The sequence below is a fragment of the Paenibacillus sp. SAFN-054 genome (assembly GCF_051966755.1).
Taxonomy (GTDB): domain Bacteria; phylum Bacillota; class Bacilli; order Paenibacillales; family Paenibacillaceae; genus Paenibacillus_AQ.
Genome location: NZ_JBQCKS010000001.1, coordinates 449,483 through 472,945 on the forward strand (window position 1 = coordinate 449,483; position 23,463 = coordinate 472,945).

At 52.1% G+C, this 23,463-nt stretch carries 22 protein-coding genes; 19 read left to right on the top strand and 3 right to left on the bottom strand.

Annotated features, from left to right (window positions below; all coding sequences use genetic code 11):
• The first annotated feature begins 85 nt into the window (after positions 1-85).
• The 3 genes from ACTHPM_RS02100 to ACTHPM_RS02110 all read left to right on the top strand — a co-directional run bounded on the left by ACTHPM_RS02100 (position 86) and on the right by ACTHPM_RS02110 (position 2,851).
• Complete coding sequence (locus ACTHPM_RS02100) at positions 86-679, top strand: metalloregulator ArsR/SmtB family transcription factor (protein ID WP_440393528.1); 594 nt, start codon at positions 86-88, stop codon at positions 677-679.
• 431 nt (positions 680-1,110) lie between these two features.
• Positions 1,111-2,190: a ribosome small subunit-dependent GTPase A gene (rsgA, locus tag ACTHPM_RS02105; RefSeq protein WP_440395324.1), complete on the top strand. Its 1,080-nt coding sequence runs from the start codon at positions 1,111-1,113 to the stop codon at positions 2,188-2,190.
• Positions 2,191-2,323: 133 nt separating this feature from the next.
• Positions 2,324-2,851, top strand: a complete 528-nt coding sequence (locus ACTHPM_RS02110) for a hypothetical protein (protein WP_440393529.1) — start codon at positions 2,324-2,326, stop codon at positions 2,849-2,851.
• 293 nt (positions 2,852-3,144) lie between these two features.
• On the opposite strand, the gene ACTHPM_RS02115 is transcribed toward ACTHPM_RS02110, so the two are convergent.
• Positions 3,145-3,384 carry a hypothetical protein gene (locus ACTHPM_RS02115; RefSeq protein ID WP_440393530.1) on the bottom strand — a complete coding sequence of 80 codons (240 nt, stop codon included), beginning with the start codon at positions 3,382-3,384 and terminating at the stop codon, positions 3,145-3,147.
• Positions 3,385-3,759: 375 nt separating this feature from the next.
• Between ACTHPM_RS02115 and ACTHPM_RS02120 the strand changes: the two genes are divergently transcribed.
• The 12 genes from ACTHPM_RS02120 to ACTHPM_RS02175 all read left to right on the top strand — a co-directional run bounded on the left by ACTHPM_RS02120 (position 3,760) and on the right by ACTHPM_RS02175 (position 16,961).
• The gene (locus tag ACTHPM_RS02120; protein ID WP_440393531.1) at positions 3,760-4,092 is read left to right on the top strand and encodes a hypothetical protein; all 333 of its coding nucleotides are present in this window, start codon (positions 3,760-3,762) and stop codon (positions 4,090-4,092) included.
• A gap of 76 nt (positions 4,093-4,168) precedes the next feature.
• Positions 4,169-8,155, top strand: coding sequence for a type VII secretion protein EssC (gene essC / locus ACTHPM_RS02125; protein ID WP_440393532.1), 3,987 nt, complete (start codon positions 4,169-4,171; stop codon positions 8,153-8,155).
• A gap of 16 nt (positions 8,156-8,171) precedes the next feature.
• Positions 8,172-9,002 carry a hypothetical protein gene (locus tag ACTHPM_RS02130; RefSeq protein WP_440393533.1) on the top strand — a complete coding sequence of 277 codons (831 nt, stop codon included), beginning with the start codon at positions 8,172-8,174 and terminating at the stop codon, positions 9,000-9,002.
• A gap of 6 nt (positions 9,003-9,008) precedes the next feature.
• A complete protein-coding gene (locus ACTHPM_RS02135) occupies positions 9,009-10,199 on the top strand; it encodes a WXG100 family type VII secretion target (RefSeq protein ID WP_440393534.1) in 1,191 nt (396 codons plus the stop codon).
• A gap of 25 nt (positions 10,200-10,224) precedes the next feature.
• Positions 10,225-10,893, top strand: coding sequence for a hypothetical protein (locus ACTHPM_RS02140; RefSeq protein ID WP_440393535.1), 669 nt, complete (start codon positions 10,225-10,227; stop codon positions 10,891-10,893).
• A 63-nt stretch (positions 10,894-10,956) separates the two neighbouring features.
• On the top strand, positions 10,957-11,238 hold the full coding sequence (locus ACTHPM_RS02145) for a DUF4176 domain-containing protein (protein ID WP_440393536.1): 282 nt from the start codon (positions 10,957-10,959) through the stop codon (positions 11,236-11,238).
• Positions 11,239-11,347: 109 nt separating this feature from the next.
• On the top strand, positions 11,348-11,623 hold the full coding sequence (locus ACTHPM_RS02150) for a WXG100 family type VII secretion target (protein ID WP_440393537.1): 276 nt from the start codon (positions 11,348-11,350) through the stop codon (positions 11,621-11,623).
• Positions 11,624-11,754: 131 nt separating this feature from the next.
• A complete protein-coding gene (locus ACTHPM_RS02155; protein WP_440393538.1) occupies positions 11,755-13,806 on the top strand; it encodes a hypothetical protein in 2,052 nt (683 codons plus the stop codon).
• Positions 13,807-13,845: 39 nt separating this feature from the next.
• Complete coding sequence (locus ACTHPM_RS02160) at positions 13,846-14,601, top strand: vWA domain-containing protein (RefSeq protein WP_440393539.1); 756 nt, start codon at positions 13,846-13,848, stop codon at positions 14,599-14,601.
• Positions 14,602-14,614: 13 nt separating this feature from the next.
• Complete coding sequence (locus ACTHPM_RS02165; protein ID WP_440393540.1) at positions 14,615-15,421, top strand: hypothetical protein; 807 nt, start codon at positions 14,615-14,617, stop codon at positions 15,419-15,421.
• Between the two features lie 219 nt (positions 15,422-15,640).
• Positions 15,641-16,447, top strand: coding sequence for an SDR family oxidoreductase (locus ACTHPM_RS02170; RefSeq protein WP_440393541.1), 807 nt, complete (start codon positions 15,641-15,643; stop codon positions 16,445-16,447).
• 136 nt (positions 16,448-16,583) lie between these two features.
• The gene (locus tag ACTHPM_RS02175) at positions 16,584-16,961 is read left to right on the top strand and encodes a DnaJ family domain-containing protein (RefSeq protein WP_440393542.1); all 378 of its coding nucleotides are present in this window, start codon (positions 16,584-16,586) and stop codon (positions 16,959-16,961) included.
• 72 nt (positions 16,962-17,033) lie between these two features.
• Here the strand turns inward: ACTHPM_RS02175 and gluQRS are convergent, their stop codons facing one another.
• Positions 17,034-18,014, bottom strand: a complete 981-nt coding sequence (gluQRS, locus tag ACTHPM_RS02180) for a tRNA glutamyl-Q(34) synthetase GluQRS (RefSeq protein ID WP_440393543.1) — start codon at positions 18,012-18,014, stop codon at positions 17,034-17,036.
• A 124-nt stretch (positions 18,015-18,138) separates the two neighbouring features.
• On the opposite strand from gluQRS, the gene hrpB reads away from it, so the two are divergent.
• Together hrpB and ACTHPM_RS02190 are read left to right on the top strand one after the other, a co-directional pair.
• The gene (hrpB, locus tag ACTHPM_RS02185; RefSeq protein WP_440393544.1) at positions 18,139-20,634 is read left to right on the top strand and encodes an ATP-dependent helicase HrpB; all 2,496 of its coding nucleotides are present in this window, start codon (positions 18,139-18,141) and stop codon (positions 20,632-20,634) included.
• A 53-nt stretch (positions 20,635-20,687) separates the two neighbouring features.
• Positions 20,688-21,284 (top strand): general stress protein, encoded by a 597-nt coding sequence (locus tag ACTHPM_RS02190; protein WP_440421412.1) that lies wholly within the window; start codon positions 20,688-20,690, stop codon positions 21,282-21,284.
• Between the two features lie 135 nt (positions 21,285-21,419).
• Here ACTHPM_RS02190 and ACTHPM_RS02195 read toward each other — a convergent pair whose 3' ends face one another.
• Complete coding sequence (locus ACTHPM_RS02195) at positions 21,420-21,689, bottom strand: hypothetical protein (protein WP_440393546.1); 270 nt, start codon at positions 21,687-21,689, stop codon at positions 21,420-21,422.
• A gap of 500 nt (positions 21,690-22,189) precedes the next feature.
• Between ACTHPM_RS02195 and ACTHPM_RS02200 the strand changes: the two genes are divergently transcribed.
• Together ACTHPM_RS02200 and ACTHPM_RS02205 are read left to right on the top strand one after the other, a co-directional pair.
• Entirely contained in the window at positions 22,190-22,576 is a 387-nt protein-coding gene (locus tag ACTHPM_RS02200; protein ID WP_440393547.1) for a DoxX family protein, read from the top strand.
• 44 nt (positions 22,577-22,620) lie between these two features.
• Positions 22,621-23,391 carry a pirin family protein gene (locus ACTHPM_RS02205; protein WP_440393548.1) on the top strand — a complete coding sequence of 257 codons (771 nt, stop codon included), beginning with the start codon at positions 22,621-22,623 and terminating at the stop codon, positions 23,389-23,391.
• Positions 23,392-23,463 lie beyond the last annotated feature (72 nt).

Sequence of the window (23,463 nt, forward strand, 5' to 3'; positions counted from 1 at the left end):
TAAACAAACATCAAATTAGATAAACATCAAATTAGTTTTTCTTTTATGATTTCGGAAGCCTATTCTATATTCGGGAAGTGATGATATGCAGCTTGAAAAGATCGTGAATTACCACAAGGCACTCGCAGATCCGACGAGGCTCCGCATTTTGCTGCTGCTGTCTGAAGGAGAAATGAACGGCCAGACTTTGGCTGAGAAATTGAACATTTCTCAGCCGACGGTGACCCACCACGCAGCGAAGCTTAGAGAAGCGGCACTGATTACGGAGCGGCGCGACAAGAATACGGTATATTTTGCCCAGAACCGCTATTTTATCCAGCAGCATGCAGAAGCTTCACTGAAATTTATATTCAAGGAAGGAGGGAAGGACATGATCGAACCCGAGAACGAGCAGGTTAAAGCTGCGGTTCTTCGCAATTTTTTTGCCAAGGACGGGCGCTTGCGCCAGATTCCTGCCCAATATAAGAAAAAACTGATTGCCTTGGAGCATGTGGTGGAGCAGCTGGAGCCGGGACGCAAGTATACAGAAAAGGAAATCAATGAATTTATCAAACAGTTCCACGAGGATTTTGCAACGATTCGCCGGGAATTTATCATGCATCAGTTCATGTACAGGGAAGACGGAATTTATGAACTGAACCCACGTGAGCAGTGGACGAATTGGGAGAACGTGAAATAAAGGGCTTGACACGCGCTTAATAAACTGGTTATGATGTCAGCATATGACAGGAAAGGAGACGATAAAACATGAATAACAACACATTAATTGTCACCGTCGTTCGCTTATTGCATGTATCGGTCTCCTTTCAACGGCCCAAGAAGGTTCCTCTGTTCTAACACAGCATGAGGTGTTCTTTCGATATGCCGCGGAGACTGAATGTCTCCGTGGCTTTTTTATTGCGCATGTGCCGCGCAAGTAAACCCCCCGGAGCTTCTGGCTTCGGGGTTTTTGTCGTTCACAAAGGATTACTGCACGGAGGCAGACAGCAACGTTACATCTCTAACGGTTTTACTAAAAATGAGATAAAGCTGATGCTCAGTACTTTATTTCTTTTTATGGATATAAACAAATCGAAATGATTATAGGGGGCTTTTTATTTGAACGAATTAATGAAATACGGTTGGAATGAAAGATGGGAACAAGAATGGAGCAAGGAGGAACGGAGCCTGCACAGGCCAGGCCGGATTCTTGCCGATTTTGGTCAGAAATACCGGGTGTTCACTGAGGAAGGTGAGATTTGGGGCGAAATGTCCGGCAAAATGAAGCATGCACTCTTGAATGGAAGCACCTATCCTGCTGTAGGCGACTGGGTAGAGCTTCAACGGCTGGATGGCGAGGAACGATGCGTCATTCACGGCATTCTGGACCGGCAAACCTGCATTTCCAGGCAAAAGGCGGGCGTCAAGTCTGCACAGGAACAAATTATCGCGTCCAATGTCGACATTCTGTTCCTGGTGACGTCGCTGAATGACGATTACAATCCGCGAAGAATGGAGCGTTATCTCATTATGGCCTGGAACAGCGGGGTTACTCCTATCATTTTGCTTAGCAAGGCCGACTTATGCGGGGATCCCGAAGTGAAGGCGGCAGAGATGGAGCTGATCGCCCCAGGCGTACCGGTGCATGCGGTGAGTGCAATGGAGGATCAGGGAAAAGAAGCGGTCATCGGTTACTTGAAAGAAGGCGTGACGGTGGCGTTAACCGGCTCATCCGGCTGCGGCAAATCAACGATCGTGAACTGGCTGGCGGAGTCGATCGAGCAGAAGACTCAAGGCATACGAGAGGACGACAGCCGGGGACGGCATACGACCACTCACCGCGAACTGTTCCTGCTGCCCCAGGGCGGGCTGTTGGTGGATACGCCGGGAATGCGCGAGCTTCAGCTGTACGATGATGACGGCGGCGGCTGGGAGCAGGTATTTTCCGATATCGAGGCAATCGGCGAAGGGTGCCGTTTCGCGGACTGTCAGCATCGGAATGAAGCCGGTTGCGCGGTTCTGGCTGCACTGGAGTCTGGGGAACTCGATGAGAAGAGGCTGCAGAATTACCGCAAGACGCAGCGCGAGCTTCAATTCCAAATGAAAAAGGAGGCGAGGAGCGAGCGGAAGGTGAGCCGAAAGGACCGGACGGCGAAGGAACCGGCACGACGCAAATCGTCGTTCTGGAACAACCGCATGCATGATGAATGATCCATATGATCAAGTCGTTTCACCAATGCAATAAATAGTTACATTTATTGGATGTAGAGGCTTTCCTGCGGAGTTATAATTAGGCTTGCCCTACCAATATATAATAGTAGGAAGCTTGCGGGAGGTGGAGGGAGTGGGATTTTTACACTTGTTTTGGGGACTTCTGTTCCTGATTGATATCCGGATTAACGGTTTCGATGTGTTGCCGGATGTGATTGGCTATGTTTTATTCTTTCTCGGGTTCATGAACCTGGAGAGCAAATCGCGGCATTTTCACTTGGCGAAAAATATGTCGCTCGTCATGATCGTCCTATCCGTCGCATCGCTCGTCATCACATGGGCATCCCCCGGAGCATGGCTGTTCAATTATCTGTATCAGCTGGTTGAGGTCATCCTGAATCTGTATATCGTTTTTCATATGTGCTACGGGATCAGTGAACTGGCGGGCCGCAAAGGGTTTCATGCATTCCAGAACAAAGCGATCCAGCGTTGGAGATGGTATTTCTCCGTTGTGATTGCTGCGTTTATCGTCGTGCTGTTCGCCCCGTTGCTTCCTTTTCTGGGTATTGTCTTGGGCGCTTTATTGCTGATCGCGATGGTGGTCATCTATATTCTGATGATGCTGCTGACGCGGGAAGCGGAGCAGGTGCTGCATCGTTAACCGGCGGGTGATTAAAAAACAGGTTTGCGGGTAAATATCTAAAACAGGAAAAAAGTTCCTGAATGAATCTTAAGGGAGAGGATTGATATGTCCATTGATCGGTTTATATTGAGAAAACTGGACTCCTGCCCGGAAGAGCATACCCGATCCAGTTTGCTGCAGCTGTTCAAAATCCGAATTCAGAAAGCACAAAACAAAGTGGAATGGTATTCCTTCAAATAAAGCGATGCAGAAATGAATCTTTTTGGGAGCCTGCTTGACAGGCTCCTTTTTTGTGCAAAAAAAAGCCCCTCTTAGTAGAGGGACAGTGCCAGCGTGTCATTTTCACTTTTGCTGTGCAAAATGGCTTCAGAGCCTTCGATTTCGATGCTGATTAAGGAATTCAGGCATTTCTTTAACGCTCTTTTACCATACTGAATCTTATTTTCTAAGGTGCCGCTTAGCAGCTTCATTATTTTTTGGACAGATTGTTTGTTTTCGGTAGTGAAATAGACTGGGACCAGCTGGTTTTGGAAGCTAATTAACATTCTCATAGAAAAATCACCTCATTCGTGTTATTCCATAGTAGCATTGTAAACTCCGATTATTAAAAATACCTTAAAAAAAGCTTATAAATACTTAAATTGCACACAATTTTCACAGATTCATAGAAATTAACCTACAATGAAGATGAAAAATGGTAAAGTGAAAGTATCGTTTAGAGTTTACTTGAAAAAGGTTATTTTATCACTATTAGGAACAAAAAATAAATGGAAATGATTCTCTGCGCCTATTTTATTTCAAATTTGAATGATTTAAACTAGTTAATTTGTCACAAATTGACATGTTTATGCACGAGTGTTACATTATCATAGAAGTAATTCTATCTTATGAATCATAGATTTGCAGGGGATGAGAGGTGTAGAATATTGATTCTGACTGTGTTGAAAAGCCGCCAGGAGAGAGATTGGTTCGATATTGATGTGCCGGACGACTATCCAGTCATTCAATTAAAAGAAATGCTTGGCATGCGTGTTTACGGGGAAGCACCGCGGGCAGGCCAGCAATATATATTGGAAGGTAAATTTCCGGATGGCCTCTGGTTTACGGTTCGCGATTCGCAGGATATCGCTGAAGCAGGCATACGGGAGGGCTGCTGGATCAGGCTGCAGCGTGCTTTTTCCACCACGGAAGAAGAGGCGCCGGTGTATGGGAAAAGAAGCCTGTTTCAAGATGGGTCAAACGGGGTAATGGGCGATTAAAAGAACAACTTTGGGCAAAAAAACACGTACAAAATACATAGAACCGTTTGGAAGCTAAAGGAGGAGCTGACGCATCGTGAATGTGTTGTATCAACGCTCGCCAAGGATTAAGCCGACGCTGAAAGAAGAGAACATCGAGATTTTGAGGCCGCAGAACGAACCGAGCAAGCCGTCATTTTCGCTGATTTCCATTCTGCTGCCGGCGGTCATGACGTTATTCAGCATCGGGTTTTTTATATACATGAACTTGTCAGGCAAAATGGGCAACAACAACTATATCATGTTTCAGATGGTTTCGGTCATGATGATGCTTACTTCGTATACCATTCCCTTCTTTGTCTACCTCGGCAACAAGAAAAAGTATAAGGAGCAGCTGAAGGAGCGGGTTCGGCTTTATCATGCGGAATTGGATAAACATAAGGAAGAATTCATTCTAGGGCATAAGGAACAGGTGAACGTGCTTTTTGAAGTTCACGGTGATCCTGATGTCTGTTTTCATGTTGTCAAAAACCGCAGCAGCGTACTCTGGGAACGTTCCTTCGAAGATGACGATTTCCTGCATACGCGTGTCGGAACGGGCAGTCTTCCCTTTTACATGAAGATCAAGACGCCACGTCCGGACGGTTATGTAAAGGATCCGCTGCTTGAAGCGGCGCAGGAGCTTGCGGATGAATATGAAACGGTCTCGAACGCTCCAATCGCCCTGCCGCTGTTCCAGGCGAAGGTGATCGGCATCGTGGGGGACCGCGAGGCGGTCATGAATTCACTGCGCGTCATGATCGCTCAGATGGCTGTGAGACATTCTCCCGATGAAGTGAAGCTCGCCGCCTTTTATGAAGAGAAGGACGCCGAGGACTGGGACTGGATGCGGTGGCTTCCGCATACATGGGACGAACAGCGGAGCCAGCGGTATATGTCGGACCGCCGGAGCAGCGCCCATCAGCTTGCTGATGAGCTGTTTCAGCGTTTGATGCGGCGGAAAACGTCGCGGAACGAGCAGAAAAAGAAAACGGCCGAACTGCCGATTCAACTGGTTCTTTTGTCGAGCAGCCAGCTGATCGAGGAAGAGCCGCTGCTTCCGCTTCTGCTCGAGGAGCCGGGGAATGTCGACGCCTGCACCATCATATTGTCTGACCGCAAAGAGACGCTGCCGATGCAGTGTCATTTGATCGTGGATGTAAGTCAGGAGGAAGGCCACTTCTCTTTGAAACGCGAGGATGGCACATTCGACCAGATGAGCTTTGTGCCGGATATCCTTACCTTGGAGAGAGCGGAAGCATTGTCGCGTTACATGGCACCTGTTCGCCTCAAACGCTCCCTGGCTTCAGATATTCCGGATGTCCTGTCTCTATTCGAGATGATGAACATGAAAACCGTCTCTGATTTGGATGTGCAGCAGCGCTGGAGAAACAACCGTTACCCGGACAGCTTGCCGGTTCCGATCGGTGTGCGCGCCGGCGGTAAAAAAATCAATTTGAATATTCATGATAAAATAGAACGAGCGGGTCATGGCCCGCATGGCCTTATCGCGGGAACAACCGGGTCAGGAAAGAGTGAGGTCATTCAGTCGATCGTGGCCTCCCTGTCCGCGGAATTCCATCCTCATGACCTGGCATTCATGCTGATCGATTACAAGGGCGGCGGCATGTCGAATACGTTCATTGATCTGCCGCATGTCGTGGGGACCATTACGAACTTAAGCAGCAGCTTGATGGAGAGAGCCAAGGTTTCGCTCAAGGCGGAGCTGGTCAGACGCCAAAAGCTTCTCAATGATGCAGGCAATTTGCAGCATATTGACGAATATTATAAGCTTCTCCGCCGTGATGGCGGAGAGCCGCTTCCGCATCTGGTCATCATTATCGATGAATTTGCACAGCTCAAAAAAGACCAGCCCGAGTTCATGGATGAATTGATCAGCATTGCGGCCATAGGCCGTACGCTGGGGGTTCATTTGATTCTTGCGACTCAGAAACCGGCTGGCGTTGTTGACGATAAAATATGGAGTAACGCAAGGTTCCGCATCTGCCTGCGCGTGCAGGATGAGGGAGACAGCCGGGATATGCTCAAAATTCCGAATGCGGCCTGGATCAACAAGCCGGGACGCGGATACTTGCAGGTAGGCAGCGACGAAATTTTCGAGGAGATGCAGTTTGCCTGGAGCGGAGCTCCTTATGTGGAGCAAACGGATTCCCCGGGCCGGATCGTACCGACCGAAATCGCGTTGAACGGAAAACGCGAGAATTTGCTGACCACCAGCATGTCGGCTGCGAATTTGCAGATGGAGCAGCCGCCGAAGCAGCTTCAGGTGTTTATTGACAAGCTGGCTGAAGCCGCTGAAGCAGCAGGCATCCCGCGGCTGCAAGGACCTTGGCTGCCTCCGCTTCCGGAGCGGCTCGAGCTGGAGGAATTGACAGGCATAGCCGGTATGGATACGCAAGAGCTTGTGGGCACGGTGGGGATTATTGACGATCTGCCGAACCAGAGTCAAAGACCGCTCCAGATCTCGGTTCAGCAGGGTCACTGGGCGGTATACGGCATGCCGGGACTTGGTAAAACAACGTTCGTGCAGACGCTGCTGATGTCTTTGGCGAGCCGTTTCTCGCCGCAGGCCTGGAACGGCTACATCGTGGACATGGGCCGCATGATGCGCGACTTTGCAGGGCTTCCTCAGATCGGCGGAGTCATGATGGCCGAAGAGGATGACCGGATCAAACGGCTGTTCCGCTTCCTGGTTAAGACAGTATCCCGGCGCAAGGAATTGTTCGCCGAAGCCGGGGTAAAGACAGCCGTAGCGTACCGCAGAGCCCAAACGGCCGAGCTTCCGCAAATCCTCGTCGTCATTGATGGTTATCTGAATTTCCGGAATTCATTTCCGGAAGAGAATGAAATGCTTGAATTTATTATGCGCGAAGGCGGTAACCTAGGCATCACGTTTGTAATTACATCGAACCGCATTTCGGATATATTCGAAAAGGTGCGGAGCAATATAGCCCATGCGGCAACATTTGAGCTTGCAGACGCAGCGGATTATTATTATGCGGTCGGCCGGCCGGCCAGAAACCCGGGTAGCATGCCTCCGGGAAGAGGCCTGGTTAAGGGCCATATCCCTCCGCTTGAATTCCAGGCAGCGCTGCCGGCAGCCGGCGATGACGAAGCCGGCCGTTCAATCAGCCTCCGCAACCAGATTCAGCTGATCGCTCGGTATTATCCGCATGAACAAGTGCAGAAGATTGAGAAGCTGCCGGAACGGATTGCCCTGCGTGACCTCATGCCGTGCATGGCAGGTTTTGATGCCGAGCATCATCGGAAAACTTCCCTGAAGGTGCCTGTCGGTCTGCTGACAGATGATTTGGAGCCATTCGAGCTGGATCTGCGGGAAGGACCCCATTTCATCGTCGCAAGTCCGATGGAAGGCGGAAAAACATCGTTTTTACTTGCATGGATGCTGTCCTTGGCCTATCATTACTCTCCGGAGCAGCTGCATATGTATACGGTAGATTCCCGTTACGGAAGCCGTGGACTATCGCAGATGAAGGAACTCCCTCACGTGCAAGGCACGGCAGCCCGCGAGGAAGAGCTCTCTATGCTGATCAGCCGGGTATATGAGCAGGTACAGGGCCGCGGCAGCGAGGAGAATGAAGGTCCTGCCATTCTTTTGGTCATTGACGATGCGGATATTTTAGCTAAACAATTAAATGACTTTACGATAAAAGATCAGCTCGGATCGATTGTGCGGCTGGGACGTGACCGGAATGTTCACGTACTGCTCTCAGGCGTTCCGGCCGATTTCCCGACATTCGGGGTGGATTGGTTTAATGATGTGAAATCTTGCCAAAGCGGATTTCTGTTCGGGACTTTAGACCCTAATGATTTATCGTTCTTTCGAATTCCTTTTTCGGAGTCCGGTCATGCTCCTGGCGGCTTGAAAATTCTTCCACCGGGACAAGGGTACTACATTAAGCGGAAATTTGCCAGGGTTAAAGCGGCAATTCCGTTTAACGACCCATGGGACAGCAATCACTGGGTCACAGAAATTCGCGACCGATGGCATGTTGTCGTTTGAGGGGAGGTGGCTCATAATGTTGACGATTCATGCTTCCAAACAGGATACAATCACGCTGGATAACAAGGAATTCTTTTTTCTGGCGGGAATTTTGGGTTCGGATCGCCTATTGGGGATCGAGGACCCGTTTCAAGGATATCTGGCGGAGGAAATCGCGGAGGAATGGGATATCGCGAAAGCGTCTCTTCTGGAAAAGGGTTACCTTATAGAGGAGGAGGACAACGGCGTCGAGCTGGCCATGCCTCCCAAGGTCTTCTCACGGGTGGCTATCGCAGGGTTAGCTGAACGCTCCTGCTGGTTAAAGTATAAGCAGAACAACGAAACCTTTGAAGGTTACCTGCACGCAACCAATGAGCGTGTCGTTCAAGTCTGTAAATCCGAAAAGGATTTCCAATATAAACTGGATGAATTGGGCACGGTGGATGAAGCATGCGGCAAGCTGGTCGAGGAAATGGACCTGAAAGACTATGCTCCGGCCGATACGCCAGCCCTTCTGCTGTCCAAGAAAAAATTCGGCGACATCTACAGCCGGGCGTCTGCCCTTTCGCTCGAAGAACTGAGCGATGAACTCGCTGTCGCGACGAATGATATGGAAGGCTCGATTGCACTGGCCCGCTGTTTGAAATACCGGACGGCAGAAGGCGAAATGCACTTATCCACATGGAACGGAAGCAATTGGGAGACCCAAAATGCAGCATTCGTCGTGAATGAATCCATGAACTGGCTTGTCCGCATGAGTATGAGCGGCGATCAGGACTGGCTCATGGCCAGTCCGGCCAGTAAACAACAATTTCAAGAGATGCTGCTTCTATGGCTGAAGCAGTCCGCAGAATCAGATGGAAGGTGATGATCCGTGCGTATTTCTGTTGAACCGGAGGCACTCCGGGCATTAAGTCGTCAGCTGGAGCAGAGCGGCGAGCAAATCCGCCAAATTACTGCTTCTTTAAATCAGGCTTTAGGATCGTTAATATGGGAAACTTCTATCCGTGAATCTCTCTTGAATCAGTGGCAGGCAGCGAATCAGCAAGGAGAGCAGATTTACGCCCTCCTCAGCGAAATGGGAAGAAACGTCCTCAAGAAGGCGGGGCAGTTTCAAACCGCAGACCAGCAGCAGCACTCCATTTTGGGGAGCGCAGCCTTGTACAGTTCTCCGGTGGCCAGCTTTAGGGCAGCGGGCATGCAGGGCGCAGCCTCGATTCTGCCAGGCTACGGCGGACGCAGTGTGCCGATTTCCAATCCTTCTTCCGCAGTTATGGCCGTAAAAGGGCAGAACGAAAACGATGAAGGGATCGATGTCGGCTGGGGATACCAGGGACCGACACCGGCAGGCTGGGCCACAATGGGCTATGGCGCTCTCATGTTAGGAACGATGGTGAAAAGCGGCTTTAACGTTAACATGCGAAATAACGGTTCTGTTGCAACAATCAAAGGAGCGCGTTCACCGTTTGCGTTGAACGAAGGCATCCGCGGAACGCGGTATACGCTGAATAACGCAGCGAAGAATCCCCAGGTGTGGAAATTTGTCGATCCCAAGATCGCTGCAAAGGAATCCTTGTCGATCAAAGGAATCGGTGGGAAACTGGGTTACGCGGGTCTTCTGTTTGATACAGGCGTTTCGGGATTTCAGGACTATGAGCGCGGCGGCGCGACCCGCGCGGCGGCCAGCGTCATCGTCAACGGAGGACTTGGCCTTGGGACGATGGCCAGCAGCGCTGCCATCGGAGCCGCCGTCGGATCCGCGGTTCCCGTGGCAGGTACGGCGGTCGGAGCGGTTGTCGGACTTGCTTCCGGTGTCGTGATTTCTGCGGTTACGGATATTGAGATTAACGGCAAATCACTCAAAACCTATGCGGTGGATGGCGTTGATGCTGCCATCGATGGAACCGTAGAGGGCGTGAAGGCAGCTGCGGAAGGGATCGGGCATGCGGCCACGGAAACCTATGAAGCCGTTTCGGATTCGGTCAAAGCGGTATCCCGCGGTGCGAGCGAGATTGCTGATCAGGTGAAGGATAGGCTCGGCAGCCTGGGCAAGCTATTTGGCTGAAGATGAACAAAGGGGTGAGGGATCGTTGAACAGCAGTGTTCCACAGCACAAGCAAGGTGCCATTGATGATTTTGGCGGAGTATATCCGCTCCGTATCATACGATCCCAGAGCATCAGCCTGCTGCTGCTTCCCAATTTGCTGCTACTCGTTTTGGCCTTTGCCGATCCCTTTGTTCCGATATGGGCTTGGATACTGCTTGTTCCGCTTGTTGTCCTTGATGTTTTGGGGCTCATGATCCTGGTTTCGCCCCGCAAGATGCAGACATTCCATTTGTTTTTTCTCGGCGTACTCGGCATATTGGGTTCTGCAGCTTTTACGGCTGCCGCGAATAAATTGGCTTATGCGACGCTTGGCATGACATCTCCTTGGTTCCTGATCCTCACCGGAGCAGGGTATGTCATCGTATTCGGCCTGATGTATGTCATTCATATGAAACTGTTATATAGCGGTTACTATTTCCGCGAGAATCAAGATTCGTTTACTGGAGAAGAAAAGGGCCTGAGAAAATCCCAAGGCTTGATTCTGGCATGCTCGGGCGCAGGTGTTCTGATCGGAAGCATTCTGATCAAGACATTCGGGGGGTACAGCATGAAAATGATGCTGATTATCATGCTGCTTCTGCTGTTTGCGCTCGCCTATATGATGCTTGCCGGCAATTTGCATAAATATATTTTGCTGAAGAGAAGAGGTTAGCAGGATCTGCGACTCCAGCAAGACTTGTACATATGGTCAATAGAGAGGATGGTTGAACAAACGATGGATGAACGGGAACACACGCAATCTTTGCTTCCGCTCGGATCGGTAGTTCTGCTCAAAGGCGCTCAAAAAAAGCTGATGATCTATGGGCGCAAGCAGATCCAAATGGAAAGCAGCACCTTATATGATTATTTAGGTGTTGTTTATCCGGAAGGATATATCGATCCCAACTATACTTTTTTGTTCAATCATGAGGATATCGACAAGATCGAGTTCACCGGATTTTCCAATGATGAGGAAGAAAGATTTCAGAGACTTCTGGAAAATGTTTCAATCGGATAACATCCGGGTATAAAGAATCAGGACTAGCGACTTTTGAAGAATCTGACAATTTACAGTATAGTCTTGAAGAAAAGAATAGAATTCAACCGAACACTGAAGGAGGCACATTATGGCAGGACGTATTTTAATTACCCCCGAGCAGGTCGATCAGGTAGCGAATCAATTCAAGCAGAGCGGTGAGCAAAGCCAACAAATCGTTTCCAGCTTGACTCAGGCCATTCATGGCATGGAAGGACAATGGGAAGGTATGACCAAACAGCGTTTCTTCCAAGAGTTCCAGGAAGCAGGCAAGCAAATGCAATCATTCGTTCAAATTTTGAACAGCATCAGCCAAGAGCTGACCGCCATTGCTCAGAAATTCCGCACCGTCGACGAATCCCGTTAAGGTGTATTTTCATAGGAACAGAGTATATCGGGATCCGAAGAATCCTAAATATATGCGAAGAAACCGGGTGTTCATGGACTCCCGGTTTTCTTGCAGTCGATTTTGTTTTTGGATAAAGAGAGGGGATGTCTATGTCTTTTCAGCCTAATCCGGGGGAAACGATTCACATCAACGGAAAAGCGTATACGGTAGGCCAGCATCCGGCCGCACCCGGTTTGGCCTATGCCCAAGCTGGGAGGCAGGGAATTGTCTATCAGCTCATTCCCGTCGAAGGCGGGCCGCAAGAGGCGAAGGCTTTAAAGGTCTTTTTTCCTAAATTTCGTATTCCGGCGATGGTTTATCAGTCGGAAACAATGGAGATTTACAGTGAAAGCCCGGGCTTGCAGGTCTGCAATCGAGACGTGCTCACTCCCGAAAGAAACGGAGAAATCATAGCCGAACATCCGGACCTGCTGTATGCAGTGTTGATGCCTTGGGTCTACGGATTAACCTGGTTTGATGTCATCGCAGACCAGCGGCAGCTCAAACGCACGGAGAGTCTCTCGCTCGCAAAGGCGCTTGCCAGCATCGGTTCCGGAATGGAGCAGCGCGGCCTCGCCCACTGTGATTTGTCCGCTCCAAACGTGATGCTTCCGTTTTTTTCTGAAGTCGATCTACCGGAAAAAAGCTCGGCCGTCGAGCTAGTAGATGTGGAGCAGATGTACAGCCCGAAAATGGACCGCCCGGACGTGCTGCTGACGGGCTCGCCGGGATATGCGGCCCACCGGACAGTACAGAGTGGTCTCTGGAGCGCGTATGCCGACCGCTTCGCCGGTGCCATCATTCTTGCGGAAATGCTTGGATGGTGCGATCCGCAGGTCGTGGGTAAAGCCTGGGGAGAAAGCTACTTCGACCAGCATGAAATGCAGAATCCTTGCGAACGGTATTTCGTGCTGAAAAAGTCGCTCAGTCAGAACTGGGGAGCCAAGGTTGCTGATTTGTTCGGACGTGCCTGGGAAAGCCAGGATGTAAGCAGCTGCCCAACCTTTGGAGAATGGCTCGTTACGTTGTCTTCCATTAATGAAGAACAGTTGATGCAGCGGGAATTTGAAATCGCAGCGGATCCGACTGGTGAAGAGGACATGTTGCCTGCGGCTCCGCAAGCAGCTGCTGAGGTGGCTGCGGCGGTATCATCGGCCTCAAAGGCAGAGCCCCCATTCCCTGCACCTTCACCGGAAATGAACGGGAAAGTTCAAGGGCCGGACAGCGGTGTCGTCAACCGTCTGTTCAACCAAGCCCGGGAGATGGAGCAGAAGGGGGATCTCAAAGGAGCGCTTGAAGTTTACCGCTCCGCGCATCATTTTGTGCCTGCCGGTTCGCCGATGCAGGTTGAGCTTGAAGCCGCTATTCAGGGGCTGGAGGATCAGCTGAATCCGAAGCCTCAGGCAGAGGAAAAAGGAAGGGTGCCGATCTATCGTAACCGCAAATGGATGGCGATTGGCATCGCGGCGATTATTCTGATCGGTGGCTCCGGGTTTACGGTGAATCAAATCCTGGCCGACCGGGCGGAGAATCGCCAAAAGGAAGCCGCTGCCAGCGAAGCCCTTGCGAAACAGCAAGCGGAAGCGAAACAGCGGGCGGAAGCGATGCTGGCTGAGCAGAAGCAGCAGGAGGAAGCGAAGCGGAAAAAGGCGCTGGAGGAGCAAAAACGCAAGCAGGCAGAAGAAGCTGCCGCCCTGGCCAAGCAAACCGCCGAAAAACAAAAGCTGCAGGAACAGTACGACAAGCAGGCCAAATATGAGGCATACCTGGCTCAGCAGAAGCTCAGCCAACAGAAAAAGGAAGCCGAACGCAAGCGTCTGCAGGACATGTACGACAAGCAAGCCAAATATGAGGCGTATCAGAAGCAGCTGAAAATACAGCAGGCCAAGGAGGAAGCGGCCCGCAAGGAGGCGGCAGCAAGGGCCAGAGCGCTCCAGCAAAAGCGCTCTAAGCAGGTCGTTTCCCTGATCGCTTACTATAACCAGGCGTATAATGCTCAGAAGGGCGGCAACGTGGCGAAAGCCAGAGAATACGCCAGAAGCTTTGCGAACCTGTATGAGCAGGATGCGAGATATTTCAGAACGGTAGGGAAAACAAGTACACGCGCGAACGGCATTTACAAGTTTCTCGCCAACAAAAACTATCTGCTGCCTAACATCTAGCCACGACTCATCATACACAAAGGGGAGTTATATCAAAAGATGAATTATACCATTCAGGCTTCCCAGCGCACGCCCGCGCTTATTATCTATTTGATTGACATCAGTGCGTCGATGAATATGCTGATGGATGACAAGCGCCGGATCGACGTCGTTTATGAAGCCTTATCACTCGCCATACGCCAAATGGTATTTCGCTCCACGAAGGGGAACCGGCTTACACCTCGTTACCGGATAGCTATTTTGGCCTACAGCGATGATGTCTATGACCTCTTGAACGGTATCAAGGGCATCGACGAAATCGCTGCCGTCGGCTCCCTGCCGGATCTGACGCCCAAGAGATTCTCAGATTCGGCCAAAGCCTTCAGACAAGCCGAACGGATTCTCCAGTCCGAGATACCGCACATGCAGGATTGTCCGGCGCCGCTCGTCTGCCATATGACGGACGGGGTGGCAACCGGTGACGATCCGGAGCCGATCGCTAGGCGCATTATGAGTATGAGCGTGCCGGATGGAAACGTGCTTGTCGAGAATATTTTCATTTCCGATCGAATGCTTGACCAGCCTATTCCACAGCCGCGGCGATGGAAAGGGATACTTCCGGAAACTGAGCTGCAGGACGAGCATGCATCCAAGCTGCGGAACATGTCCTCGCCGCTGCCGGAGAGCTATCGCGAGATGCTGGCAGAAGCCGATTACCTGCTCGCTCCCGGAGCCTTGATGATGCTTCCGGGAAGCTGCGCGGAGCTTGTGTCCATCGGATTCCAAATGTCGGCGGCAACGCCGGTCAGAGCGTAGGAAGGGGTAATCCATGAAAACCAATACGGCTGATACCCAAGACAGCTTTTCGTTTGTCAGTTCCCAGTCTTCCGAGCATCGGCTTTCATCTTACCAAGGGCGTTTTGCCTGCCGATATGCTTACGGACGCGCCATGGAAAGCCTGATCCAAGGGGAGAAGGGACAGGATTTCGTTGGTGTCCAAATTGCCGGCGATGCATGCAACTTTGTATTATGTGACGGTGTCGGCCAGAGCTACCAAGGGGATTTCGCGGCGAGGTTCCTCGGCAACACGCTGCTGGATTGGCTCGGAACGACCCGGGAGTGGTCCTCGGCTGCTTTTACCCGCTTTATGAAGGACATAACCGGTGCGGCATCGGACCAGCTCCAGCAGCTGACGCCGCCCGGAGGAGTTCCTTCGCTGCTGCGTGAAGTACTGGAAGATAAGCAGCGTTTGGGCAGCCAAACGATGTATATCTGCGGCCGGATCGAGCTGCCGCAGGCCAGGAAGAAGCACGGAAGGATCTGGATGGCTTGGCAGGGTGATTCCCGGCTGCGTTTTTGGAAGCACAACACGGAGATCAGCGAGCACTTTCATGCCACCATGCTCACCGCCGAACGATGGTCCACATTGACGGGACCGGTCGGAGGGGCTCCTCATGTATATCAAACCCGTCTGGAGTACGGCATTCCAATGCGCCTACAGCTTTATACGGACGGGCTGGACGATCTGGATCCGATCCGTCAGGTGCTGCCGGACGAACAGATTCAAGTGCTGCTTGACGCGCCGCATACAGGCGGACTGCAGGATGATGCGGCATTTCTCGAGCTTCAGTGGTAGGCAATCATGATGGTGTTCATCAAGCTGTGCTTTTCATGATGATGAAAAGCATGGCTTTTTCGTTTCTAAGCTGTGTGATTCATGGGTGCCCACATCCTTGTTCACATCGGACGGGAGCAATAAAAATGTTTCCCGCACCTGATTAAGCTCCTCCTCTTTTTGGGTAATCTTGAGACAGATGAAACATAATAGAATCAGGAACCCAAAGGAGAGATACGAATGAGCCAGGAGCAGGTAAATAAACTGCGTTTTACAGGAAAAACAGCGATTGTGACGGGAGCCGGTTCCGGCATTGGGAAAGCGGCCGCCATCAAGATGGCTACAGAGGGAGCCAATGTGGCTTTGTTCGATCTGCTGAATGACCGTACCGCCCAGACGGAAGCGGAAATCAACGCCATCCGGCCCGGCGCGGCCCGCGCATTTGACGTGGATACCTCTGATGCCGCACGCGTGGAAAAGGCGGTGCTTGAAACGGTGGAATTGTTCGGGACGGTCGATGTCGTGTTTGCGAATGCAGGCATCAACGGCGTGCTCTCACCGATCGAGGACATGAAGCTGGAGGATTGGCAGCAAACGTTGAACGTCAATCTGAACGGTACGTTTCTGACCGTGAAGTACGCGATTCCTCATTTGAAAAAACAAGGCGGCAGCGTTATTATTACGAGCTCCATCAATGGCAACCGGACGTTTTCCAACTTCGGAATGTCTGCATACAGCACGTCGAAGGCCGGTCAGGTTGCTTTCGCGAAGATGGCCGCGCTGGAGCTGGCCAAATTTAAGATCCGGGTCAACGTGATCTGTCCCGGCTCCATATCGACCAACATCGATCAGAGTACGAAAAAGACGGACGAGCTTAAGGAAATCACCATCCCGATTCAATTCCCTGAAGGACGGCAGCCGCTTGCCGACGGTCCCGGGGATCCGGCCAACGTGGCCGACCTGGTAGCGTTCCTCGGGTCGGATGAGTCCTGCCATATTACAGGGGCACAGATCATTATCGACGGAGCGGAATCCCTGCTCTGCTAAAGGAGATCCTCTCGCATCCTATCCAAAGCCGTTTCCGCCATTGCGGGGACGGCTTTTCTGCTTCCGTTTGACATTCCGCGCCAGCCATGATTACATGGATGAAGTAAACCTTATTCCAGAGGGAGGCTGCCTGGTAATGAGCATCATGTCTTGGCTTGCTGAACAACGAATCCATCAGGCCGTGGACCAAGGGGAATTCAAGGATCTGGCTGGCAAGGGCAAACCGCTTGTGCTGGAGGATCTTTCTCATATTCCCGAAGACCTGCGGATGTCATATAAGATCATGAAGAATGCGGGAATGATACCTGAAGAGATGCAGCTGCAGGGCGAACTGGTCAAGCTGCATCAACTCATTCATGTTTGCGAGAATGCCGGGGAAAAGGAGAAGCTGTCCCGGACGTTCACCGAAAAGAAGCTGCGCTTTCAGCTGCTGATGGAGCAAAGAGGACTCAGCGGCAGCACCGCCTTTCTCCAATACGAGCAGCAAATGCGCGATAAACTGCTGGATGAATAACATGTTCATTTACTCCAAAAACCTCTGTCTTGACCCTTTTCAAAGGTTGAGACAGAGGTTTTTGGCATAAAGTTATCGCTTATGCAGGGATTGAAGCATTTCATCCGTTATCGTGATGGCTTGGGACGGAAGCTTATCCATCTGAAAATGCGGAATGCATTCCCTTGGGGATAAAGGTTCCGGCTTCGGCTGAAGCCCGGCGACCCACATCAGCCAGCCGACGACCTGCCTTGCATCTGTTCCCTGCTCGCGAAGCCAGGCGAGGCTGGTTCCTCCGTGCCTTTTGGCCAGCCGTTTGCCATCCGGACCGATGAATAAGGGGACATGGGCGAAAGTCGGTGCATGAAGATCCAGCGCCTCGTAGAGCATCAGCTGCCGGGGGACCGAATCAAGGAGATCGGCGCCTCGCAGCACATCCGTGATTTGCATCAGGTCATCATCCACCACGACGGCAAGCTGGTAAGAAAACATGCCGTCCGCTCTGCGTACAATGAAATCGCCGCCTGCTGCGGCATCCCATTCCTGCGGACCGGCAATGCCGTCATGAAACGCAATGTGCTTGGAATCCACCTTAAACCGCAAGGAAGGCTGCTTGATCCGTGCGTGAATAGCGGCCTCTTCGTCCGAAAGGGTTCGGCATGTCCCCGGATAGGCAGGGCCTTCCGAAGAGAGTCCGTGAGGCGCGCTCGCGGCAGCGAGCAGATCGGCCCGGCTGCAAAAGCAAGGGTACAGGAGACCTTGACGATCAAGCCGCTTCAGAGCAGCCTCGTAATATTCCATCCGTTCACTCTGCGTGTAGGGCCCGAATGGACCGCCGACATCCGGACCTTCATCCCAGTCCAGCCCGAGCCAGTATAAATCATCTATGATTTGGCTTGCCAAGCGGGGCCGGGAGCGCTGGGTATCAATATCCTCCATCCGCAGCACGAAGGTTCCGCCAAGGCAGCGGATTTGAAGCCAGGAGAGCAAAGCGGCCCAGGCGTTGCCGATGTGCAGCTCTCCTGAAGGCGTCGGTGCGAATCTGCCCCGCACCGGACGTTGATTGTGGCTCACATAAATCGTCTCCTTTGTAAAGGCTTCGTACATTTTATAGCAAACCGGCGTGGATATCCAGTGCTCACGGGCTCTATAATGGAAACAGGACAAGTATATGACGGAAAGACATGGTGAGAAGAAGATGAATGAACTACCAATACAAAGGGTGCTGCCCGAACTGCTGGCAAACCTGAGATCGGGCACTTCCGCCGTTCTCGTGGCCGAACCGGGAGCGGGGAAGACGACACAGGTGCCTATTGCCTTCCTCGGTGAGCCTTGGCTGTCCGGTCGCAAAATCATCATGCTGGAGCCACGCCGTCTGGCGGCGCGGTCCGCTGCTGATTATATGGCTCGAATGCTCGGGGAACAAACCGGCGAAACGGTTGGCTACCGCGTGAGAATGGACAGCAAGACAGGCAGGAATACAAAAATCGAGGTGGTCACAGAGGGCATCTTAACCCGAATGCTGCAAAGCGACCCGGAGCTTGAAGGCGTAGGGATGATCATTTTCGATGAATTTCATGAGCGGAATTTGCAAGGGGACCTGGGTTTGGCGCTTGCCTTGGAATCCAGAGCCGTCCTAAGGGATGATCTCCGGATTCTGGTTATGTCGGCAACTCTCGAAGCTGAGCCGGTTGCCGCCCTCCTGGGCAGCGCTCCGGTGGTCAACTGCCCGGGAAGGCAGTTTCCCGTGGAAACTTTGTACAGGCCGCAGTCTTCCGGGATGAGGCTGGAGCGCCAGATGGCAGATGTCATTCGTGAGGCTGCTGCTGCCCATCCGGGCGATGTGCTGGCCTTTCTACCCGGAGCCGGAGAAATCCGGAGGCTTCACGCCGAGCTGATGCGAGGAGGGCTTCCCGCGGAGGCCGTGATCCGGCCTCTCTACGGACAGCTGTCGCAGCAAGAACAGGATGCCGCCGTGCGCCCGGACCCGGGCAATCGGCGTAAAATCGTTCTGGCGACCTCTATCGCAGAGACAAGCTTGACGATCGAAGGCGTCCGGATCGTGGTCGATAGCGGGCTGATGCGTACGCAGCTCTTCTCTTCCAGAACCGGAATGCCGTATCTGGCAACGGATCAGGTTTCGCAGGCTTCCGCGGACCAGCGACGCGGCCGGGCGGGACGTACGGCACCCGGTGTCGTTTACCGGCTATGGAGCCCTGAAGCACAGAATCTTTTGAGGATCCGGAATCAGCCCGAAATCCGGATGACGGACCTTGCGCCGCTGGTGCTGGAACTAAGCGCATGGGGTGTTCGAAATCCCGGTGACATGCTGTGGCTTGACCCGCCGCCTCAGGAGGCCTTCGAGCGCGGGAGAGAACTGCTGCAGCGTCTCGGCGCGCTGGGCCACGATGGAAACATCACGGGGCGCGGCAAACGGATGGCAGAGCTCGGTATGCACCCGCGGTTGTCGGCGATGCTGCTTCACGCTGGTGATATGGGTCTCGGCGATCTTGGTGCCATGCTGGCCGCGGTATTACAGGAGCGTGACCTGTTCCGCGGCCATGCCGTTGAGCGGGACGCAGACCTTCGGAGCCGCATCGAGGCCATAGCGTTGTGGGAGCTAAGGGGCTTGGCGGCTGCCGGGGCAGATGAAGCTGCGTTAAATCGCATCGCGCTGGAAAGCAGGCATATTCGCAAGCAGCTGGGAATCGCTGCGGTGCAGAAGCCGGATATCGAGAAGATTGGGCTATTGCTGTCCTTCGCGTACCCCGACCGTATCGGGCAGAACCGCGGCGACGGCAAGTTTCTGCTGACATCGGGTCGCGGCGTAGAGCTGCCGCGTGCTCAGCTGCTTAGCCGTTCTGCCTATCTAACCGTTGGCAGCGTCGATGATCAAAAAGGAGCGGACGGTAGAATTTTGCTGGCCGCTCCGCTAAGCCTGAATGACCTGCTGCAGTATCATCAAGACGGGATCACGGAAGAGCTGATTGTCGAATGGGATTCTTCACTCGGCGGCGTCAAAGCGCGAAACCAAGTGAAGCTGGGAACGCTTTTGCTGCGGGAATCGCAAGCAAATCAGCCTGATCCCGAGCAGGTGGCAGCGGCCCTGATTTCAGGCATTCGGCGTGAAGGTCTGGGCATTCTCCCCTGGACGAAGCAGGCCAAGCAGCTCCGTCAGCGGCTTCAGCTGATGCATACGGCGGATGCGAGCTGGCCTGATATGGAGGACGAAGCGCTGCTCGGAAATCTCGAAACATGGCTGTATCCGTATCTTCACGGCATGAGGAACCGATCCGATCTGCAGAAGCTGCAGCTCGTTTCAGTTCTGGAGCAAGCGATCGGCTGGGACAAGAAAACCCGCCTTGATCGCGAAATTCCGACGCACGTCACCGTCCCCAGCGGATCAAGAATCGCAGTGGACTACAGCAATCCGGGACAACCTCTGCTCGCTGTCAAGCTGCAGGAAATGTTCGGGCTGCAGGAAACGCCCACGATCGGTCACGGCAGAATTCCTCTGACCCTTCATCTCTTGTCACCGGCGCAGCGCCCCGTGCAAATTACGTCCGATCTGGCGAGCTTTTGGAGAAACGGATATTTTGAAGTGAAAAAGGACTTAAAGGGACGATACCCGAAGCATTACTGGCCGGATGATCCCCTTGAAGCCGTTCCGACGAGAAGAACGCGTCCGCAATAAGCGCCGCTATGCCCAGCTCTCATGTTGTTTGTTTTTCTATGGAAGAGGGTAATATGAAGACAAACAGTGAAATGGAGGAAAGGGTCATGGATGAGAAGAAAATCGTAGGCGTGTTCGAAACGGAGCAGGAGGCTTCCCGGGCCATTGAGGGCTTGCAGAGCTATGGCTTTCCTTCCACGGATATTTCAGTGATTACGAAGGATCGTGAGGATCTGGAGTCGATTACCGCGGATACGGGTACGAAAGCGCCTGAAGGCGTTGCGGCAGGGGTGGCGACAGGCGGCATGCTGGGAGGCGTTACCGGACTTCTGGCGGGCATCGGAGCCCTGGCCATTCCGGGCATCGGACCTATTCTGGCGGCAGGACCGATCGCCGCAACGCTGGCAGGGCTGGCTGTAGGAGCGGGAGCCGGGGGCATGGTGGGCGGTTTGATCGGCCTCGGCATCCCGGAGGATGAAGCGAAGGACTATGAAAACTATGTAGATAAAGGCAAAATTCTGGTCATCGTGAACGCGGAGGGAAGAGATCGGGAGATCTATGATGTTTTCCGGGAGAACCGCTCGCTGAATGCTGAACGCTATAATAATGATTTAGGCCTGATTACCGATGACACCATCCGTATTCCAAGTGATGATTCCAAACCTCATTAAACATACATGAAAAGCAAACCGGTTGCTGCCTCCGCAGGGCCGGTTTTTTTAAGGCTAAACATCCTTATCTCTTAAGGAAAAACATCTCTAAAGCGCGTTCTGTCACCTTTGAAAGTACGTCGATAGGCTTTTTTCTTATCGTTTCTGCGCAAGATGGCAGGCTTTTTTGGCCCAATTCAAATCCCTTTTCAGCTGCTCGTTCGGGTCCACGGTTAACCACTCCTTCGACAGCCCCAGTTCAAGCAGGCTCTGCTCCAGCCGGATACCATAGGTGAGCTGCAGCAGAAACTCTTGCACGAGAGCTTCCTCCGCTGTAGACTTCAGACTCTCCAGGAGCATCGTCATTCGAAGCCGGTTGCTCAGCAGCAGTTCTTCCGCTATGAATTGGTCATTGAAAGCTTTCATGCCTAACAGGCTTTCCACCACGGGATTCAATACCTTCACCTCTTCAGGTTATAACCGCTCAATTCATCTATTGAAAATAATGGTTGCTCAACAGCTCGAGGACTTGCTTATTCATCTTCATGTTCCTCGTTAACATCTCTTTGAGCTCCGGACAGGAGACCAACGGATACAACGTTTCGAGCTTAATCAACTGCAGGGTATCATGCCTGAGAAGGCCCTGAAATGCTGGGGCAGGTTCTTTTTCCATAGGAGAATTCTCCATTCTTTTCGTGTATTATCCGCAAGCACCGGAAGATCTATCCGTCCATGACAAGAAACGAAATAAAAAGGGGTTGACTAATATCTAAAAATAATATATCTTTAAATCAAGATAAAACAAACGATGCATACAGGAGAGATCAGGATGATCAAGTTTACGAAATATTAGCGGAGTACAAGAGAATCTTATATCTTGAAATAAAGCTAAATCAAATTAAGAATTATAAATGGAGGAATGAAATATGATCGCATGGGGTTTGTTAATTATTCGATTGATCGTAGGATTGACGTTCGCAGGACATGGGGCACAAAAACTGTTCGGATGGTTTGGAGGACCCGGCTTGAAGGGAACAGCCGGCTGGCTTGGTTCAATGAACGTTAAACCGGCGCTTCCGGCGGCAATCATCACAGGTTTGTTTGAGCTTCTGGGCGGTTTGCTCTTTGCGGCTGGCGTATGGACGCCAGTAGCAGCAGTCATGATTGCATTAACGATGCTGGGTGCCATCGTGACGGTACACGGTAAAAATGGATTCTGGGCCACCTCAAACGGCTTTGAATACAATTTGATCCTGATCGCTGTCGTCGTTGGTGTCGCTTTAACGGGTCCTGGCGCCTATCATTTGTTCTAATACAAAGTCGCTCAAGCCAATTGAACATGAAGGAGGACATTTCAATGAGAATGCGTTTATATACACCGGCGATGCAGGGTAAGGGAGCTTTTGACGGAGGCCGAATCACGGAACAAAAACCGATCGGCTTCCCTGGGGAGGGCTCCGTAATTAACCGGGTGGGTCCCTTGTTCTACTGGGCTTGGGCGCATACGCCAGAGGAAGGCTATATTCCGTCCCATCCGCATTACGGTTTTGAAATCATGACGTATGTGCTGAAAGGAACGGCCGCGCACGGTGATTCTCTTGGAACACGCAGCAGCGTGGGTGAAGGGGGTGCCCAGGTTATTAAAGCAGGCAGCGGCGTCAGCCATGAGGAGAGGTTCTTCGGACCGGATATGGAGGGTTTCCAAATCTGGTTTGAGCCTGACTTGCAGCTGGAGGCGAAGAAACAGCCGTCCTATGTGCAGTTTGACCATGAGGAGTTTCCGGTTTACCGGGAGGAAGGGGTACAGGCGAAGCAAGTCCTGGGCGAAGGCTCTCCCATTCAACTGACCGCGGAAGCACGCATGTGGGATATTGAACTGCAGCCGGGACATCAGTACTCGCATCACCTTCAGAAAGGAAAAACGCTGGCAGCTCTGTCCGTCAGCGGAGCGGGAAGCTGGGAATCGGGAGCCGAACGCAGGGAAGCTTTCCATCCGCGGGACTTTATGCTGCTGAACTCGGATGTGGATGAAACCTTCACCCTGCATGCCGCAAGCGAGCCTCTCCGCATGTTCGTCATTGAAGTGCCGGAGCGGGTAAACTATGGACTGATCCCCAAAAAATATTAAAACCATTTGTCAAAAGAGCGCGTCAGATGATATAGTCTGGCTGGCGCTCTTTTTTTCGTTTAAGAGGTGCCC

Bases quoted from the DNA above. Each gene is read 5' to 3' on its own strand.
- ACTHPM_RS02100 (WP_440393528.1), top strand. From the start codon at position 86: ATGCAGCTTGAAAAGATCGTGAATTACCACAAGGCACTCGCAGATCCG.
- rsgA (WP_440395324.1), top strand. From the start codon at position 1,111: ATGAAATACGGTTGGAATGAAAGATGGGAACAAGAATGGAGCAAGGAG.
- ACTHPM_RS02115 (WP_440393530.1), bottom strand. From the start codon at position 3,384: ATGAGAATGTTAATTAGCTTCCAAAACCAGCTGGTCCCAGTCTATTTC.
- ACTHPM_RS02130 (WP_440393533.1), top strand. From the start codon at position 8,172: ATGTTGACGATTCATGCTTCCAAACAGGATACAATCACGCTGGATAAC.
- ACTHPM_RS02145 (WP_440393536.1), top strand. From the start codon at position 10,957: ATGGATGAACGGGAACACACGCAATCTTTGCTTCCGCTCGGATCGGTA.
- ACTHPM_RS02150 (WP_440393537.1), top strand. From the start codon at position 11,348: ATGGCAGGACGTATTTTAATTACCCCCGAGCAGGTCGATCAGGTAGCG.
- ACTHPM_RS02155 (WP_440393538.1), top strand. From the start codon at position 11,755: ATGTCTTTTCAGCCTAATCCGGGGGAAACGATTCACATCAACGGAAAA.
- ACTHPM_RS02160 (WP_440393539.1), top strand. From the start codon at position 13,846: ATGAATTATACCATTCAGGCTTCCCAGCGCACGCCCGCGCTTATTATC.
- ACTHPM_RS02165 (WP_440393540.1), top strand. From the start codon at position 14,615: ATGAAAACCAATACGGCTGATACCCAAGACAGCTTTTCGTTTGTCAGT.
- ACTHPM_RS02170 (WP_440393541.1), top strand. From the start codon at position 15,641: ATGAGCCAGGAGCAGGTAAATAAACTGCGTTTTACAGGAAAAACAGCG.
- ACTHPM_RS02175 (WP_440393542.1), top strand. From the start codon at position 16,584: ATGAGCATCATGTCTTGGCTTGCTGAACAACGAATCCATCAGGCCGTG.
- hrpB (WP_440393544.1), top strand. From the start codon at position 18,139: ATGAATGAACTACCAATACAAAGGGTGCTGCCCGAACTGCTGGCAAAC.
- ACTHPM_RS02190 (WP_440421412.1), top strand. From the start codon at position 20,688: ATGAAGACAAACAGTGAAATGGAGGAAAGGGTCATGGATGAGAAGAAA.
- ACTHPM_RS02195 (WP_440393546.1), bottom strand. From the start codon at position 21,689: ATGAAAGCTTTCAATGACCAATTCATAGCGGAAGAACTGCTGCTGAGC.
- ACTHPM_RS02200 (WP_440393547.1), top strand. From the start codon at position 22,190: ATGATCGCATGGGGTTTGTTAATTATTCGATTGATCGTAGGATTGACG.
- ACTHPM_RS02205 (WP_440393548.1), top strand. From the start codon at position 22,621: ATGAGAATGCGTTTATATACACCGGCGATGCAGGGTAAGGGAGCTTTT.